Raw genomic sequence first — 14,478 nt, forward strand, 5'->3', positions numbered from 1 at the left:
TTCGGCAGGCCGTTCGTTTAGTCCGGGTTCGGTGCAATTACCGGTGCGCGATTGTCGAAATAGATGCCGTGCGGCGAGCGGCCCACCGCGATGGTATCGATCAGTTTGCGCGTAGTCAGGTCGATGATGCCGACGTGCTTGGCGAAGCGGAACCCGACCCATAGATAGCGCTTGTCCGGAGTTAGTTCCATGTCGTCCGGTCCGGGCATCAGTCCGGTGATGTCGCCGACGTTGGTGAGCGTGGTGTAATCGATAATGCTGATCGTGCTTTCGACGCGATTCGAAACCACCACGTGCTTGCCGTCATCGAGGTTGCGGAAGTTGTGCGCGCCGCGTCCCGTGTGGATCTTTTTGACGATCTGCTGCTTGCGCCAGTCGACCACGGCCACGTCGTCTTCGCCGGTCATGCCGACCAGCAGGTACTTGTCGCCGGGCGTCATCCACAGGCCGGCCGGCTCGTTGCCCACGTGCATTTTCCACAGCACCGTTTGCGTGGGCAGGTCGATGGCGGCGAGTTCGCCCGAGTCCTGCAGCGTCATGAATACGGTGCGGCTGTCGGAAGCGAACGTCATGTGGCTCGGCGTCTTCGCAAGCGGAATGTGCTTGACGAGCGTCATGTTGGTGCCGTCATAGTGGTAGATGTCGGCGCGGTCCATGCGCAGCGCAGCCGTGACAAACCACTTGTGATCCGGCGAGAAACCGAGTTGATACGGGTCCTCGATACCGTCGACGGTGCGCTGCACCGCGCCGGTGTGCGGGTCGACGAACATCAGGTTGTTCGAAATCGAATCGGCGACGATCAGCGACTTGCCGTCCGGCGTGATCATCAGATGATGCGGTTCTTTGCCGGTCGGCTCGGTGCCGACCACTTTGTGGGTAGCTTCGTCGATCAGCGAGAGTTCGGACTCGCCCGAGTCGAGCACGATGACCCGGTCGGCGGCGTAAGCGGTATTCAGGTGGCCGATCAGGGAGAAGGCGGCCGCGGCGGCCAGGGTGGCTCTCGAAAGAAATGTAACCGGCGAGTAAGGCATTCTGTAAAGTATCCGAAGGTGTAAAGCGACACCGAAAAGCTGTGCCTTCATGGAAGTGCGGTAAAGCCGCACTTCATTAACGTCCTGAGCGCGGTTTTCGATGACGCACGCTCGCGGCAAATGTGAGAAATTAGCACGTGTGGGCCGATCAAATGCCTGCGGATCGCATCTTTTGCGATTCGGGGCAATCCGACGAGGCACAGATGGACGAACGTGTGCGCGACAAAACGGCCTCCGGCACGGTCACCGGGCGCACCACCCTGGCGATCCGCGAGGTGCTCGAAGGGCGCCGCCGCGGCGCGGCCATGGTGTTGCCGTTTGCAGGACCGGCGGTGGTCGTCTCGGTGGCCTATATGGACCCCGGCAACTTCGCGACCAACATCCAGGCCGGCGCTCGCTACGGCTACGCCTTGCTGTGGGTGGTTCTGCTCGCCAACATCGTGGCCATGCTGTTTCAGGCGCTCTCGGCCAGACTCGGCATCGTCACGGGGCGCAATCTCGCCGAATTATGCCGGGAAAATTTTCCTGCGCCGCTCGTATTCGCGATGTGGATGGTGAGTGAAATTGCCGCAATGGCGACCGATCTGGCCGAGTTTCTGGGCGGTGCGATCGGTCTCGCGTTGCTGTTTCATATGCCTTTGCTGGCCGGCATGATCGTCACGGCGCTCGTCACGTACTTCCTGCTGTTGTTCGAGAAGGCCGGTTTCCGGCCTCTGGAACTGGCGATCGGCGCGCTGGTCGGCATCATCGGGCTCTCCTATCTGGCCGAACTCTTCATCACGCGGGTGGCGTGGCCCAGCGTATTCGGCCACCTTTTCACGCCGCAATTGCCGGATGCCGGTGCGGTGACGATTGCCGTGGGCATTATCGGCGCCACCGTGATGCCGCATGCGCTGTTTCTGCATTCGGGCCTCACGCAAAACCGCGCCCCCGCGCGCAACGAGGGCGAACGGGTCATGCTGCTGAGATTCTCCAATATCGAAGTGGTAATCGCCCTCACGATTGCGGGACTGATCAATATCGCCATGGTTATCATGGCGTCCGCGGCTTTCCATGCAGGCCATCCGGAAGTCGCCGAAATCGAAACGGCGTATCACACGCTTGCACCGTTGCTCGGCATTGGCGCGGCAGGGATCTTTCTGCTGTCGTTGATTGCGTCGGGAATCTCGAGTTCGGTGGTCGGGACCATGGCAGGGCAGATGATCATGCAGGGCTTCGTCGGCTTTCAGATTCCGCTGTGGCTGCGAAGAGCGATTACGATGGTGCCTTCGTTTATCGTCGTCGCGTTGGGAGTGAATGCGACGCATGCGCTCGTCATCAGCCAGGTGGTGCTGAGCTTTGCGCTGCCTGTGCCGATGGCGGCACTGATCTGGTTCACCTGCCGCGAGCGGGTGATGGGCCAGTATCGGAACGGCGTGCCGATGATGCTCGCGGCCGGGTTCTCGGGGGTCGTGGTGCTTGTGCTGAACGTGGTCCTGCTGTTGCAAACTTTCGGCGTCAGTGTGCCGGGATTGTCGAGTTGAAAGACGCGTATCCTGCACTGAGTGCTTATAAAAACCTCGCTCTGAAAACCGCATCGAAATGGAGTTGAAGCTGGAACTCATCATCCGCCCAGCCACGGTTGCTGATATAGGCGGCGTCGCCGATGTTTTTCTCCGGGCGCGCAAGGAATTGATGCCGTTTGCGCCGCTCGCGCATTCCGATCTCGCCGTCTGCCGGTGGATCGCAGACTGGTTAATCCCGACGGGTGGCGTCATCGTGGCGACCGACACGCGAGGGCTGATCGTTGGCATCGCCGCGATCTCCACAGTCGACGGCGTGCTGTGGCTCGATCAACTCTACGTCATGCCGTCGCGAGTCGGCCAGGGTGTCGGCACGAGCCTTCTGGCTGAGGTGAGGGCGAACGCGCGCTTGCCCATTCATCTGCATTGCTTTGCCGAAAACAGACGGGCGCGCGCGTTTTACGAGCGACATGGATTTGTCGCGATCGCTTTTGGCGACGGCAGCGATAACGAAGAAGGATGTCCCGACGTGGTGTATGCGTTGCAGCCGGACGGGACCCAGTTGGCCAATGGCATGGGACCGTCCGGTTGAGATGCAACTGAGAGCCGCAATGCGGCTTTACATGCTGCGGAGTCCGAAACCATCGAGTGCGATGGCCGGTTCGCGGCGTGCGACCAGATCTCCAATCAGACGTCCCGACGCAAGCGCCAGCGTGAAGCCGAGCGCACCCTGTCCCAGGTTCAGCCAGAGGTTGGCAAAGCGCGTGCCGTCGATGACAGGCATGCTCTTCGGCGTGGCGGGGCGAAGTCCGCACCACACGGCGGCGGTGTCGAAATCGACAGCACCGGGAAAGGTGGCGGCCGATTGCGCACGCAGCGTCGCTACCCGTTTGAGATCGATGTCGGCGAGCCGGCCAGTGATATCGGCCATGCCCGCGATCCGCAGCCGGTTTCCCAATCGTGCATAGACGATCTTGCGCTCGAAGTCAGTGATGCTGATGCGCGGCGCGGCTGCATCTGCCACAACGGGCGCGGTCAGGCTGTAGCCCTTGAGTGGATAAAGCGGCACACGAATCCCTAAGGCGCGAAGCAGCGGTACGCTTGGCGCAGCGTTGGCGAGCAGGATGTGATCCGCGTCGAGCCGTTCCTCACCCGCATACGCAGCAACTCTTTGTGCCGAGACCTCGCGCAGTTGCGTGACCGCGGTGCCGAAACGAAAGCCAACCCCGCGCTCGCGCAATAGCTGCATCATGCTCACGCAAAACTGGTAGCAGTCGCCACTGTCTTCACTGGCGGTAAAAATGCCGCCGCACAACTGGCTGCCTAGATGGGCGAGGGCGGGTTCTCTCGCGATGCACGCCTTCGCATCGAGCGCGTCCTGTTCGCAGCCGAGCGAGCGCTGGTAGTCCAGCAGACGGCACGCTGCATCGAAAGCAGCGTCCGTGCGATACACCACTAGCTTGCCCGCGTTCGCGTGTTCGAAGCGTATGTCGGGTTCATGCACGAGCAGCTCATGCATCAGATCGCGGCTGAAAAACGACAAAGACAGCAGCTTGCGGGTACACGCCTCGCTCTGCTCGAGCGTACAGGCACGCACGAACTGCAGCAGCCAGCGCCACTGCTCCGGGTCGGCGCTTGGCCGGAAGCGGACGGGCGAATCGTGGCGCAGCAGCCAGCCAGGCAGTTTGGAGAGGACGCCCGGGCCCGCGAGCGGGGCGACATAGCTATAGGAGAGCTGACCGCCGTTGGCGAAGCTGGTTTCGAGGCCGACGTCCTGGTTGCGTTCGACGACGGTGACCTGATGCCCGTCGGCGCGCAGATACCATGCTGTGGCGAGTCCGATTACGCCGGCTCCGATGACAAGTACATGCATGGCAGTAGGGGGTAATTGGGAGACCCAGGTGAATGAGCAACCATTGTTCCGTAGTGCCGTTGGGGCCGTCCAATACCGATCTGCAGGCGGGTTATAGCTCCGGGTTATAGACAGCCTGTCAGCGGGCCTCAGGTATCGGTCGCTTCGCCGCCTTCGCGCAGGAATTCGATCAGACGCTCCGCGCTGCGCGGCGGCGGATGCTCATGCTGGGTCAGCGCATAGACGTTCAGGCTGGCGTCGATATCGAGGGGCCGCACCTGGATCTCCGCGCCATTGGGCGGATAGTTCGCGGTGAACGAATCGACGAGGGCCACGCCCACACGCGCCTGCACCAGCGACTTCGCGAGCGGGTAGGTCTGAACCGAGATGGCGCTTGCCGGGCTTTGTCCGGCGTCGGCGAGCCAGTTCGACAGAATGGCGCCAAGGTAGTCGTTGGCGTCGATCGTAATGAACGGCTGATTGGCGAGTTCTTTCGCCTGCAGCGGTCGTGTGAGCAGTTTCGCGGACCACCAGCCGGCCGGCGCGATCGCGCACAGGTTGCAGCGGCGCAGCGGCGTGAGCAGCAGGTTCGGATGTGACACCGGACTCATGGTCAGGCCAAGTTCGATTTCGTCGAGCAGCAGGGCCTGCTCGATCTCGCGCGTATGGGAAACAGCCAGTTCACAACGCAATTGCGGAAACGCTTGTGCCCAGCGTGCAACGGCCTGGGGCAACAGATGATGCGCCAGCGCGGGTGTTGCCGCGACGCGCAACGGACGCGCTGCGCCTTGCGAAAGACTCGTGACGAGCCGGCGGATGCGCTTCAATTGCTCGTCGAACGGCTTCAACTCCTGCTGCAGGCGCAACGCCTCCTGGGTCGGCACGAGCTTGCCCTTGCTGCGCAGGAAGAGCGGAAAGCCCACCGTGCGTTCCGCGTGCTGAAGCATCTTGCTGACAGCCGGTTGCGAGATGTGCAGGAGTCGCGCTGCCGCATTGGTGGAACCGGTCAGCATGATGGCACTGAACACTTCGATATGTCGCAAACGCACCCGAGGCTCCTGTGGAGTAACGTGAGGCCCGCATGATGACGCGCCTATAGCCCGAGGTTATATTACAGCGTTTTATTTTCATTGGGCGCAGCATGGCGCGGTTCATATAGTTTGCAGTGAGGTTCGCAATGAAGCTTGCAATGAACAGAACCACACCGCAGTCCGGGCCACACCGGATCAATCCGTAGTCCATAAGGAGGTTGCGTGGAAGCCAGTTTCTCCAGCTCACAGAAGGCGGCGTGCCTGTCGGGGTTGTTCCTTGCCTGGGCGGTGGGGTACGCGGACCGCATCCTCATGAGCACGGCGATCATTCCGATCGGCCACGAACTTTCGCTCGATGCGCGTGAAGCCGGCATGCTGCTCAGCGCGTTCTACATCAGTTACGCGTTGATGCAACTGGCCGGCGGCTGGCTGTCGGACCGTTTCGGCTCACGTATTGTCGTGGTGCTGTGCATTGTCATGTGGTCGGTGTTTACGGGCGCTACCAGCATGGCATGGTCGTTCGGCTCGTTGCTCGTCATTCGCTTTCTGTTCGGCGTCGGCGAGGGCAGCTTCTCGCCGGCCAGTTCGGTGACGGTGGCCGAAGTGTTTCCCAAGCCGGAAAGAGCGCGCGCCAAGTCGTTTCTGATTTCCACCGTGTTTCTCGGCAATGCAGCGGGTTCGGGCCTGATCGGGTTGACGGTTGCACGGCTCGGCTGGCGTGGTTCGTTTCATATCCTCGCAGTGGTCGGCATGGGTGTAGCGCTGATTCTGTGGTTCGCGCTGCGCAGCGGCATGGCGAGCCAGCGCGAGCGCGCCGCAGACCGTCCACGCGTTTCGTGGAGCGCGTTGCTGCGCACGCCGATGGCATGGAAGCTGACGGCAATCTGGTTCTTCACCAGCATGCTGTATGTCGGGGTGCAGTCGTGGATGCCCTCCTATCTGATGAAAGCGTACCGGATCGATCTGCTGCACATCGGTCTCGCCGCGACCGTTCCCAACCTCATTGCGTTCGCCGGGACCAATGCGGTTGGCGTGCTGCTCGACAAGTACGGCAACGGGCGCGAGCGCGTCTTCATGCTGCTTGGCGCGCTGTTTAGCGCGGTATTCTTTGCGCTGATGATCACGACTACCTCGATCGCGCTGCTCGTCATGTACTGGACGCTGTTTCTGCTGGCCTTCAACTTTGTCTATGCCACGGTGTTTTCCGCGCCGTTGCGCCACTTCCCGGAGCATCTGATCGGCAGTGCGACGGGGTTGATGAACTTCGGCGGGCAACTGGGCAATTCGATTGCCCCGGTCGCGATGGGCGCACTGATTGCCGCGAGCGGTGGTTCGTATCTTGCGGCATTCTGGCTGTTGCTGGTTTCCGGCGTGCTGGCGACACTTGTGTCGGCGACGTGGAACCCGGCCCGCGCCGTTGCGGTTCGTCCGTTGGCGGGTAATCCGTGAAAGGAGATCCGATGCGTGTGTTTACCGGCAGTCTTGCGACCGAGACCAACACCTTCGCGCCGATGCTGACTGGCCTCGCCGCATTCAAGGAGCGTCGCTATTTTTCAGCGGGTTGCCATCCTGCCGAGATGTCGTCGTTTGGTGGACCGCTGTGGGCTGCACGGCAACGCGCGCAGGCTTATGACTGGACGCTGATCGAAGGCATGGTTGCCTCGGCGCAGCCTGGCGGCACCGTCACGCGCGAGGCTTATGAGTCGCTGCGTGACGAATTGCTGGCCGACCTGCGCGCCGCGTTGCCCGTCGATATCGTGCTGCTCGGCCTGCACGGGGCAATGGTCGCCGACGGCTATGACGATTGCGAAGGCGATCTGCTCGCGCGGGTGCGTGAAATCGTCGGGCCCGGTGTGGTGATCGGCGCGGAACTCGATCCGCACGCTCACCTGAGCAAAGCGATGATCGCGCATAGCGACGTGCTCGTGGCGTACAAGGAGTATCCGCATACCGACATCCTCGAGCGCGCTTACGAACTGGCCGATCTATGCAGGCGTCTCGCACAGCGTGAGATCGCGCCGGTTTCAGCGGTGATCGATTGCGATATGGTCGTGCCGATTCACACGACGCGCGAACCCGGTCGTTCGCTGGTCGAGCGCATCCAGTCGCTCGAAGGCCACAACGGCATTCTGACTGTTTCGATCGTGCAGGGTTTTGCGACCGGCGACGTACCCGACATGGGCACGAAAGTGCTCGTCTATGCCGACGGCGACGCGCAGGCGGCGCAGCAACTTGCGCGTGAACTGGCCGACGATCTGGTGGCGATGCGCGACATGCTGCTGGTGCGCTATCTCGACATCGACACCGCACTCGACCGGGCCATGGTTGCGCCGCGCGGGCCCGTGGTGCTGGCAGACCGCTCCGATAACCCCGGCAGCGGCGCAGCAGGCGATTCCACGTTTATCCTGCGGCGCATGCTCGAACGCGGTATCCGCAATGCGGCGCTCGGTCCGCTATGGGATCCTGTTGCGGTCAGTATTGCGTTCGACGCGGGCGTCGGCTCGCGGCTCGATATGCGCATAGGCGGCAAGATCGGACCGTTGTCGGGCGACCCGGTGGACGGCCGCTGTGTCGTCAGGGCGCTCATGCGCGACCTGAAAATGACCGGCAATGGCGGAACGCCGACGCAAATGGGCGATTGCGCGTTGATCGAGATGGAGGGCATCGAGATCGTCCTCAACACGTTGCGCGGCCAAGCCATGAATGTGGATCTGTTCACGCAACTTCAGTGTGACCTGTCCAGCAAGCGGATTGTGGTGGTCAAGTCGGCCCAGCATTTTCATGCGTCGTTTGCGACGATCGCTGAGGATATTCTGTACGTCGGCGCCCCGGGTTCTGCGAGTCCGGACTGGAATGCGCTGACTTATAGAAAGATCAGGTATCCGAAGTGGCCGATTGAGCAACCTGAATCAGGTTCATTGAACTGAGACCCCTACTATGAGCGAGCACACTCCGCCTCCTTTCGACCTGGTGATTCGCGGCGGCACGGTCGTTGATGGCACGCGCCGTCCGCGCTTCGATGCGGATGTAGGCATTCGCGACGGCATGATCGCTGCTGTCGGCGATCTGTCCGGGCAAGCCGCGCGTGCTGACCTGGATGCCGGCGGCAAGATTGTCGCGCCGGGTTTTATCGACTCGCACACTCACGATGACGAGTCCGTGCTGTCCGACCCCGAGATGATCTGCAAGATCTCGCAGGGCGTGACCACCGTTGTCACCGGCAATTGCGGCGTTAGCCTCGCGCCGCTCAAAGCGAACATGGCACTGCCTTTACCGCTTAGTCTGCTGCAGCAACCCGACTCGTCGACGGCATCCGCTTTTGGGCGGTTTGCCGATTACCTCGATGCGCTACGCGCGGCCCCTGCTTCGGTGAACGTCGCCGCCATGGTAGGGCACACCACGTTGCGCGTGATGACAATGGACTCGCTCGATCGCGCGGCCACTGATGAAGAGATCGCGGCGATGCGCGACCTGCTGAGCGAAGCGTTGGACGCGGGAGCAATCGGCGTATCGACGGGTACCTACTATCCGCCCGCAGCACTAGCACCTGCTTCGGAAGTCATCGAGGTGTGCCGTCCGCTGACGGGCACCGGCGCCGTGTACGCGACGCACATGCGCAACGAGGCGGAAGGCTGTGTGGATTCTCTGCATGAAACCTTTGCCATTGGCCGGGCGCTGGATGTACGTGTCGTCATTTCACACCACAAACTGATGCGGGAAGCGAACTTCGGCAAGTCGGTTGTAACCTTGCCGCTGATACGCGCTGCAATGCAGTGCCAATGCGTCGCGCTCGATTGCTATCCGTACACCGCCAGTTCGACGATGCTGCATACGGTCGAGGAAAAACTACAGGGGCGTGTCGTGATCGCGACCAGCGAGCCTTACCCGGAATACTCGGGACGCGAGCTTGCCGAGATTGCCGACGAATGGAAAGTAAGCCGTGTGGAAGCCGCACAGCGTCTGCAGCCGGCAAGCGCGGTCTATTTCAGCATGGACGAGGGCGACGTCAGGAACATCATGGCCTTCGAGGACACGATGATCGGCTCCGACGGCCTCGCTGGCGGCAGCAAGCCTCACCCGCGTTTGTGGGGAACGTTCCCGCGAGTGCTAGGCCACTATAGTCGTGACGTGGCTCTATTTCCGCTTGAAACGGCGGTCTGGAAGATGAGCGGACTGACCGCCAAAAACTTCGGCCTCAAGGATCGCGGGACTATCGAAGTGGGCAAGCATGCGGATGTCGTCGTGTTCGATGCGGCCACGGTACGCGATCGCGCCACCTATGACGACCCTATCCAGACCGCCGAAGGCATCGAAGCGGTGATCGTCAACGGCATGCTGACCTGGCGGCATGGCGCGCACCGCGGCGTGCGCAACGGTCGGGTGCTTACGCGAATGTAAAGCGGGGGGAGCGGGTGCGCACGATGCGGCGTAATGGAGGCACGGGCTCTTCATGATTCACGCATTTTTCGTTCACTTGTCACGCTAACGACTTTTTCATGTGGTTCTCTGCTCGGCAATCGTGAAGCAGATGAAACGGTCATAAAACGCGGTCAAAATCGGACGTCTGCCGTTCGCCAGGTCCGCTTGACCGGGCTGTCCCCTCCCGCAATACGACGACTATTTTCTATGCCATCTAGAGGTCACCGGGTTTCATGCATCATTTGCGCCTATAACGAAGCACCGCGTATCGCTGCGGTGCTGGCGGTGGCGTCGGTCCATCCGCTGCTAGCCGAAGTCATCGTCGTCGACGATGGCTCGACTGACGGCACGGCCGACGTCGTCAGGCGCTTTCCTTCGGTCAGACTGATCCAGTGCGCGCAGAACCGCGGCAAGAGCGCGGCGATGGCCGCGGGTATAGCAGCCGCGGAGCACGAGTGGCTTATGCTGCTCGATGCCGATCTGAAGGGCCTGGCGCTGGACCACATCAGCGCGTTGGCCGCCCCCGTCCTGAGTGGATGCGCCGACGTCAGCATGAGCCTGCGGCAGAACAGCCTGCTGCTGTTCCGCTTTATCGGCCTTGATTTCGTCTCCGGGGAGCGCGTCGTCAGAAAGCAGTTGCTCGACGAAGCGCTCAAGGAAATCCATGGCTTGCCGCGCTTCGGCATTGAAATGTTCATGAACCGGCGCATCATCTCGCGCCGGCTTTCGATTGCGGTCACGCATTGGCCGCACGTCACGCAGGCGCGCAAGACCGAAAAGCTCGGCTACTGGAAGGGCGTGCGCGCCGAGTGGCGCATGATCTCCGATCTGCTGAAGGTGACCTACCCACTTGCGTTGATTACCCAGACGCTGCAGCTATTTGTCCTGCGGGTCGATCATCCGGGCCGCGCTCGGCTTTCGGTAAGAATCAGAAAGCCGCGCGATACGGCCGCGTAAGGGTCTTTGAGAAAGCGCCTGGCTTTGACGTGGTGCCCGGCACTCTATTGTGCGAGCGGTACGGCACCGCGGCGGCGCCACGCCAGCGCGATAAAGCCTGCAGCGCCGAGCAGTAACGGGCAATAGAGCGTCGCAAAGCGCCACAGCACGAGCGCGGTCGCCATGGCCGCGCGCGGCACCCATGGCGCGAATGCGGCGGCCAGCGCCAGATCGCCGCTGCCGCCTCCGGCAGGCACGCCTGTCCACAGCGCCGCGTGCAATACGACGGCCTGCACCGCCAGCACGAAACCAAGCGGCAAGCGATAGCCGAGTTCATGCAGGATGAACCACAGCGCGCTGTAACGAAGCAGCCATTGCAAGGTGGTCAACACCAGCAGCGCTGCAAGACGCCAGCGCGGCCCCGTCAGCAGCAGCACCCATTGCCGCCCTACGCTCTGGCGAAAGCGGGTCCAGCGCGCGCGCCGCGCCCGCAGCCATACGATGCGTCGCCCCGCTGCGTCGAGCGCGGCGACGGCGGGGCGACGGCAGAGCCACAGCACAGCCACGACGATCGCGAGCGCCGCCAGTACGGTGAGGACGGTGGATAACGGGAAGTTCGGCGTCACCTGACTGAGCGGTCCGAGCGCGAGCAGCAACGAGAGCGGCACGGCGGCCGCGAAGAACGTGAGGTCTAACGCCTGGTCCGCGCCGACCACCGTGGTGGCGAGTGCCCACGAGGCTCCCGAACGCTGCAGCAGGCCCATATTCACGCCGTAGCCCGCTGCGCCCAGCGGCGAGACGAGAAATGCGAAATCGGTGACGACGGTAATCGTTAGCGTGCGCAGGAAGCGTAGCCGCAGGCCAAGCGCGCCTTGCATCAGATGCAGTTTTCCCGCCTTGGCAGCAGCGCTTAGCGCGGCGCTTGCCGCCAGTACCGCAAAGATCTGAAGGGAGACGCTGCGTAAGCCGGTCAGCACGTCATGCGCGCCGAGGATAAACGGCGCACCCATTGCGAGTCCGACGCCGAGTACGGCCAATGTGGTTGCCGCATGACGTATGTGCAGTCGCGTCATGAGTTTCGCCCAGGTCCCCGCCGGGGGCTCGGAGCGTTGCGCGGAACCGGCACCGCGCGCGTGTTGGTCGTCAGAAGTTGGGGTTCGCAAGGAAGTAGAATAAACATGCGGAAAGCAGGATCGTGACAGGCAAGGTAACCAGCCAGGTGAGTGCGATACGCCATAGCATACCGCCTTGCACACCCTGGCCACCCGCTACCATCGTGCCGGCAATTCCCGACGTAATGATGTGAGTTGTACTGACCGGTAGTCCAGTAAATCCAGCCGTGCCGATCAGCACCGAGCCGACCAGTTCCGCGCTGGCCCCTTGGCCCGGCGTCATATGTTGCCTGCCGAGCCGTTCGCCCAACGTACGTACCACGCGTTTGTAGCCAATCATCGTGCCGATACCCAGGCATAGCGCGCTTAGCACACGAACCCACCATGGCGCGTATTGCACCGGCGGGCCCATTTTCTTCAGCAGATCCGTTGCCTGCGCCTTCTCGTCCTTGCTGGCACCGTTCTGCTCGCCGACGTGCTTGAGTTCCGAGAGCACATCGTACACGGCTCCGCGCAGTTGTGCCCGCACCGCCACCGTTTGCGGTGAATTCGCGGAATCGTCGCGGGTCTTGAGTTCGTGCGCCTCGCTGGCCAGTTGCGGGCCGGCGTTTTGCAGCAAGGTCGCGGACTTCAGCGCCTGATCCTTGACGTCGTCGCCATAGCGCTGAATCAGCGGAATGGCGGCTGCCGCGTTCTGGCTGAGTTCGGTCATCTGACCGGTGGCCTGTGGATTGAGCGCGTATGCAGCCGGCAGCAGACCGATGATCGTCAACATGATGAGGCCAATGCTTTTCTGACCGTCATTGGTGCCGTGCGAAAAGCTGACCGTGGTACACGTGAGAACCAGCAACCCTCTTAGCCACCAGACCGGTGGCTGGCCTTCCTTCGGTGTTTCGAACAGATGACCGCGCCGCACCACGAGCCGCATGATGCCGTACAGTCCGCCAGCCAGCAGCAGGCCCAGTATCGGCGAGATGGCAAGCCCCTTTAGTACGATCACGATCTGCTTCCAGTCCACTCCTTGCGTCATGCTGCGCGCCTTGATCAGCGCGTCGGCTGCCGCGACGCCGATCAGCGCGCCGATGATGCAATGTGAACTGCTATTGGGTATCGCAAACGCCCACGTCAGGATGTTCCAGAACAGGGCCGCCGCGAAAATCGACACCAGCATCGGGACGGCGGGCGAACCGTCCGGTGGCGTCAACACATCGGGCGGCAGTATTTCGACGAGCGCATAGGCGACAGAAATTCCCCCCACCATCACCCCGATAAAATTCATCAGACCGGACCAGATCACGGCCTGGCCAGGTTTGAGCGACTGCGTGTAGATGACGGTGGCGACCGCGTTGGAGGAATCATGGAAACCGTTGGTCGCCTCGAATGCCAGCACCATCACGAGACAGACGACCAGCATGGCGACGACGATGCCGGATGACGGCATGAAGTGAACGAGCATTTGCACTCCCGGAAGCGGTGGGGGGCAAAGTCGCGGATGTCGGCTGGCTGCTCCGTGAGTGCGAACGTTTCATCCTAGGTTGCCCCGATGAACCTTTTAAGTCAGCGACGGTGCGCTGCGTTTGCACCGTGCGACGACTGCGGCAGCACGCGGCATGCCTGCGAAGGGTTCATTTCCGCTCGTGGTGCGGTGCTTACTCGGCTGCAATCGAGGGCGGCGCGTGTTCATCCATCGAATTGACCGCGAGCCGCTGTTCGGATGCTTGCATCGAGTGCAGCGGAAGCGCAACAAACACGCTGATGCGACGCAGAATCTGCCGGAACACCTGTTCGAAGACACGCTTTTGCTCGGCGTTGTCGCTGCCTGCTGCGAGCGGGTCGGCAAAATTCCACTCGCAGAAGATCGGCTTGCCGGGAAACGCGGGCGCATGTGCTTCGCCGGCTTCTTCACACATTGCGATCACCACGTCCATCACGGGTGCATCTGCTTTCGTATAGACGTTCCAGCTTTTTGGCCGCACTCTGCCGAGATCGCCTATCGTGGGGCGTAGTTGTGCAAGCGTGAGGGGGTGCACGTCGTCGGCTGGTTCAATGCCAGCGCTAAACGCTTCAAAACGCTCGCCGCCGAGCTCGCGAAGCAGCGCTTCGGCCATGACGCTGCGCGCGGAATTCGCGCGGCACAGGAACAACACATTGCATTTCCGGCTCATCTGAACTACCCCCGTAATATTCTGGTGACAATCTTTGTTGAGAATTGTGCTGATGGAGTTTTGCGTACCTATGACAACTAACGCTTGAGGGCCGTTTGAATCACTTTGCCAAATCGATGTCGGTGCATTCACAGATGCATCGAAGCGTGGAAGAACTGTCTTTTGCATTTGTTGTTCTGTTGAACCAGCCGCTTGCGAGACTGGAGGCGGCGAATCGCTTCGAGCGATTGTGGAATGAGACCAACGAAGCCGCGAGCGCGAGCCTCGGTACCGAGCGCGCCGTGAGTTACATCGCTCTGCTGAAAGACATGGATACGCGGTGGCGCCGCCTGAGGGTGCTGAGCTAGATCGTGACGTCGAACGCGACGCATGGAAAGCAAAGGGCGAAGTATTAACGGCATCAAGCGAAAAAACTTTAGGGAAATCCTAA

The 14,478-nt window shown here is 61.7% G+C and carries 13 protein-coding genes; 7 read left to right on the forward strand and 6 right to left on the reverse strand.

The window, feature by feature from the left end:
• Positions 1 to 17 precede the first annotated feature (17 nt).
• Positions 18 to 1,031, reverse strand: a complete 1,014-nt coding sequence (locus P3T24_RS00695; protein ID WP_429431540.1) for a cytochrome D1 domain-containing protein — start codon at positions 1,029 to 1,031, stop codon at positions 18 to 20.
• 203 nt (positions 1,032 to 1,234) lie between these two features.
• Here P3T24_RS00695 and P3T24_RS00700 point away from each other — a divergent pair, with 203 nt between their 5' ends.
• Together P3T24_RS00700 and P3T24_RS00705 are read left to right on the forward strand one after the other, a co-directional pair.
• Complete coding sequence (locus tag P3T24_RS00700; protein WP_074269175.1) at positions 1,235 to 2,554, forward strand: Nramp family divalent metal transporter; 1,320 nt, start codon at positions 1,235 to 1,237, stop codon at positions 2,552 to 2,554.
• A 64-nt stretch (positions 2,555 to 2,618) separates the two neighbouring features.
• Positions 2,619 to 3,125 carry an N-acetyltransferase family protein gene (locus tag P3T24_RS00705; protein ID WP_429431543.1) on the forward strand — a complete coding sequence of 169 codons (507 nt, stop codon included), beginning with the start codon at positions 2,619 to 2,621 and terminating at the stop codon, positions 3,123 to 3,125.
• Positions 3,126 to 3,152: 27 nt separating this feature from the next.
• Here P3T24_RS00705 and P3T24_RS00710 read toward each other — a convergent pair whose 3' ends face one another.
• Together P3T24_RS00710 and P3T24_RS00715 are read right to left on the reverse strand one after the other, a co-directional pair.
• Positions 3,153 to 4,406, reverse strand: a complete 1,254-nt coding sequence (locus P3T24_RS00710; protein WP_429431546.1) for a D-amino acid dehydrogenase — start codon at positions 4,404 to 4,406, stop codon at positions 3,153 to 3,155.
• Positions 4,407 to 4,534: 128 nt separating this feature from the next.
• Entirely contained in the window at positions 4,535 to 5,434 is a 900-nt protein-coding gene (locus tag P3T24_RS00715; protein ID WP_429431549.1) for a LysR family transcriptional regulator, read from the reverse strand.
• Positions 5,435 to 5,638: 204 nt separating this feature from the next.
• Here P3T24_RS00715 and P3T24_RS00720 point away from each other — a divergent pair, with 204 nt between their 5' ends.
• The 4 genes from P3T24_RS00720 (at position 5,639) to P3T24_RS00735 (ending at position 10,792) form a co-directional block, all read left to right on the forward strand.
• Positions 5,639 to 6,865 carry an MFS transporter gene (locus P3T24_RS00720; protein WP_429431552.1) on the forward strand — a complete coding sequence of 409 codons (1,227 nt, stop codon included), beginning with the start codon at positions 5,639 to 5,641 and terminating at the stop codon, positions 6,863 to 6,865.
• An 11-nt stretch (positions 6,866 to 6,876) separates the two neighbouring features.
• Positions 6,877 to 8,343 carry a M81 family metallopeptidase gene (locus tag P3T24_RS00725; RefSeq protein WP_429431555.1) on the forward strand — a complete coding sequence of 489 codons (1,467 nt, stop codon included), beginning with the start codon at positions 6,877 to 6,879 and terminating at the stop codon, positions 8,341 to 8,343.
• A gap of 10 nt (positions 8,344 to 8,353) precedes the next feature.
• The gene (locus P3T24_RS00730; RefSeq protein ID WP_429431558.1) at positions 8,354 to 9,814 is read left to right on the forward strand and encodes an N-acyl-D-amino-acid deacylase family protein; all 1,461 of its coding nucleotides are present in this window, start codon (positions 8,354 to 8,356) and stop codon (positions 9,812 to 9,814) included.
• Positions 9,815 to 10,042: 228 nt separating this feature from the next.
• A complete protein-coding gene (locus P3T24_RS00735; protein ID WP_429431561.1) occupies positions 10,043 to 10,792 on the forward strand; it encodes a glycosyltransferase family 2 protein in 750 nt (249 codons plus the stop codon).
• A gap of 44 nt (positions 10,793 to 10,836) precedes the next feature.
• Here the strand turns inward: P3T24_RS00735 and P3T24_RS00740 are convergent, their stop codons facing one another.
• The 3 genes from P3T24_RS00740 to P3T24_RS00750 all read right to left on the reverse strand — a co-directional run bounded on the left by P3T24_RS00740 (position 10,837) and on the right by P3T24_RS00750 (position 14,216).
• The gene (locus P3T24_RS00740) at positions 10,837 to 11,844 is read right to left on the reverse strand and encodes a lysylphosphatidylglycerol synthase transmembrane domain-containing protein (protein ID WP_074269167.1); all 1,008 of its coding nucleotides are present in this window, start codon (positions 11,842 to 11,844) and stop codon (positions 10,837 to 10,839) included.
• A gap of 70 nt (positions 11,845 to 11,914) precedes the next feature.
• Positions 11,915 to 13,339: an inorganic phosphate transporter gene (locus tag P3T24_RS00745; protein ID WP_429286008.1), complete on the reverse strand. Its 1,425-nt coding sequence runs from the start codon at positions 13,337 to 13,339 to the stop codon at positions 11,915 to 11,917.
• A 193-nt stretch (positions 13,340 to 13,532) separates the two neighbouring features.
• A complete protein-coding gene (locus P3T24_RS00750; RefSeq protein WP_429431564.1) occupies positions 13,533 to 14,216 on the reverse strand; it encodes an arsenate reductase ArsC in 684 nt (227 codons plus the stop codon).
• On the opposite strand from P3T24_RS00750, the gene P3T24_RS00755 reads away from it, so the two are divergent.
• Positions 14,195 to 14,395, forward strand: a complete 201-nt coding sequence (locus P3T24_RS00755; RefSeq protein ID WP_254369064.1) for a hypothetical protein — start codon at positions 14,195 to 14,197, stop codon at positions 14,393 to 14,395. The genes P3T24_RS00750 and P3T24_RS00755 overlap by 22 nt on opposite strands.
• Positions 14,396 to 14,478 lie beyond the last annotated feature (83 nt).

It is taken from the genome of Paraburkholderia sp. GAS33 (assembly GCF_050436645.1).
GTDB lineage: Bacteria > Pseudomonadota > Gammaproteobacteria > Burkholderiales > Burkholderiaceae > Paraburkholderia > Paraburkholderia phenazinium_B.

Excerpts from the sequence above, each read along its gene's own strand:
- P3T24_RS00695 (WP_429431540.1), bottom strand. The coding sequence starts at position 1,031 with ATGCCTTACTCGCCGGTTACATTTCTTTCGAGAGCCACCCTGGCCGCC.
- P3T24_RS00700 (WP_074269175.1), top strand. The coding sequence starts at position 1,235 with ATGGACGAACGTGTGCGCGACAAAACGGCCTCCGGCACGGTCACCGGG.
- P3T24_RS00710 (WP_429431546.1), bottom strand. The coding sequence starts at position 4,406 with ATGCATGTACTTGTCATCGGAGCCGGCGTAATCGGACTCGCCACAGCA.
- P3T24_RS00725 (WP_429431555.1), top strand. The coding sequence starts at position 6,877 with ATGCGTGTGTTTACCGGCAGTCTTGCGACCGAGACCAACACCTTCGCG.
- P3T24_RS00730 (WP_429431558.1), top strand. The coding sequence starts at position 8,354 with ATGAGCGAGCACACTCCGCCTCCTTTCGACCTGGTGATTCGCGGCGGC.
- P3T24_RS00735 (WP_429431561.1), top strand. The coding sequence starts at position 10,043 with ATGCCATCTAGAGGTCACCGGGTTTCATGCATCATTTGCGCCTATAAC.
- P3T24_RS00740 (WP_074269167.1), bottom strand. The coding sequence starts at position 11,844 with ATGACGCGACTGCACATACGTCATGCGGCAACCACATTGGCCGTACTC.
- P3T24_RS00745 (WP_429286008.1), bottom strand. The coding sequence starts at position 13,339 with ATGCTCGTTCACTTCATGCCGTCATCCGGCATCGTCGTCGCCATGCTG.
- P3T24_RS00750 (WP_429431564.1), bottom strand. The coding sequence starts at position 14,216 with ATGCAAAAGACAGTTCTTCCACGCTTCGATGCATCTGTGAATGCACCG.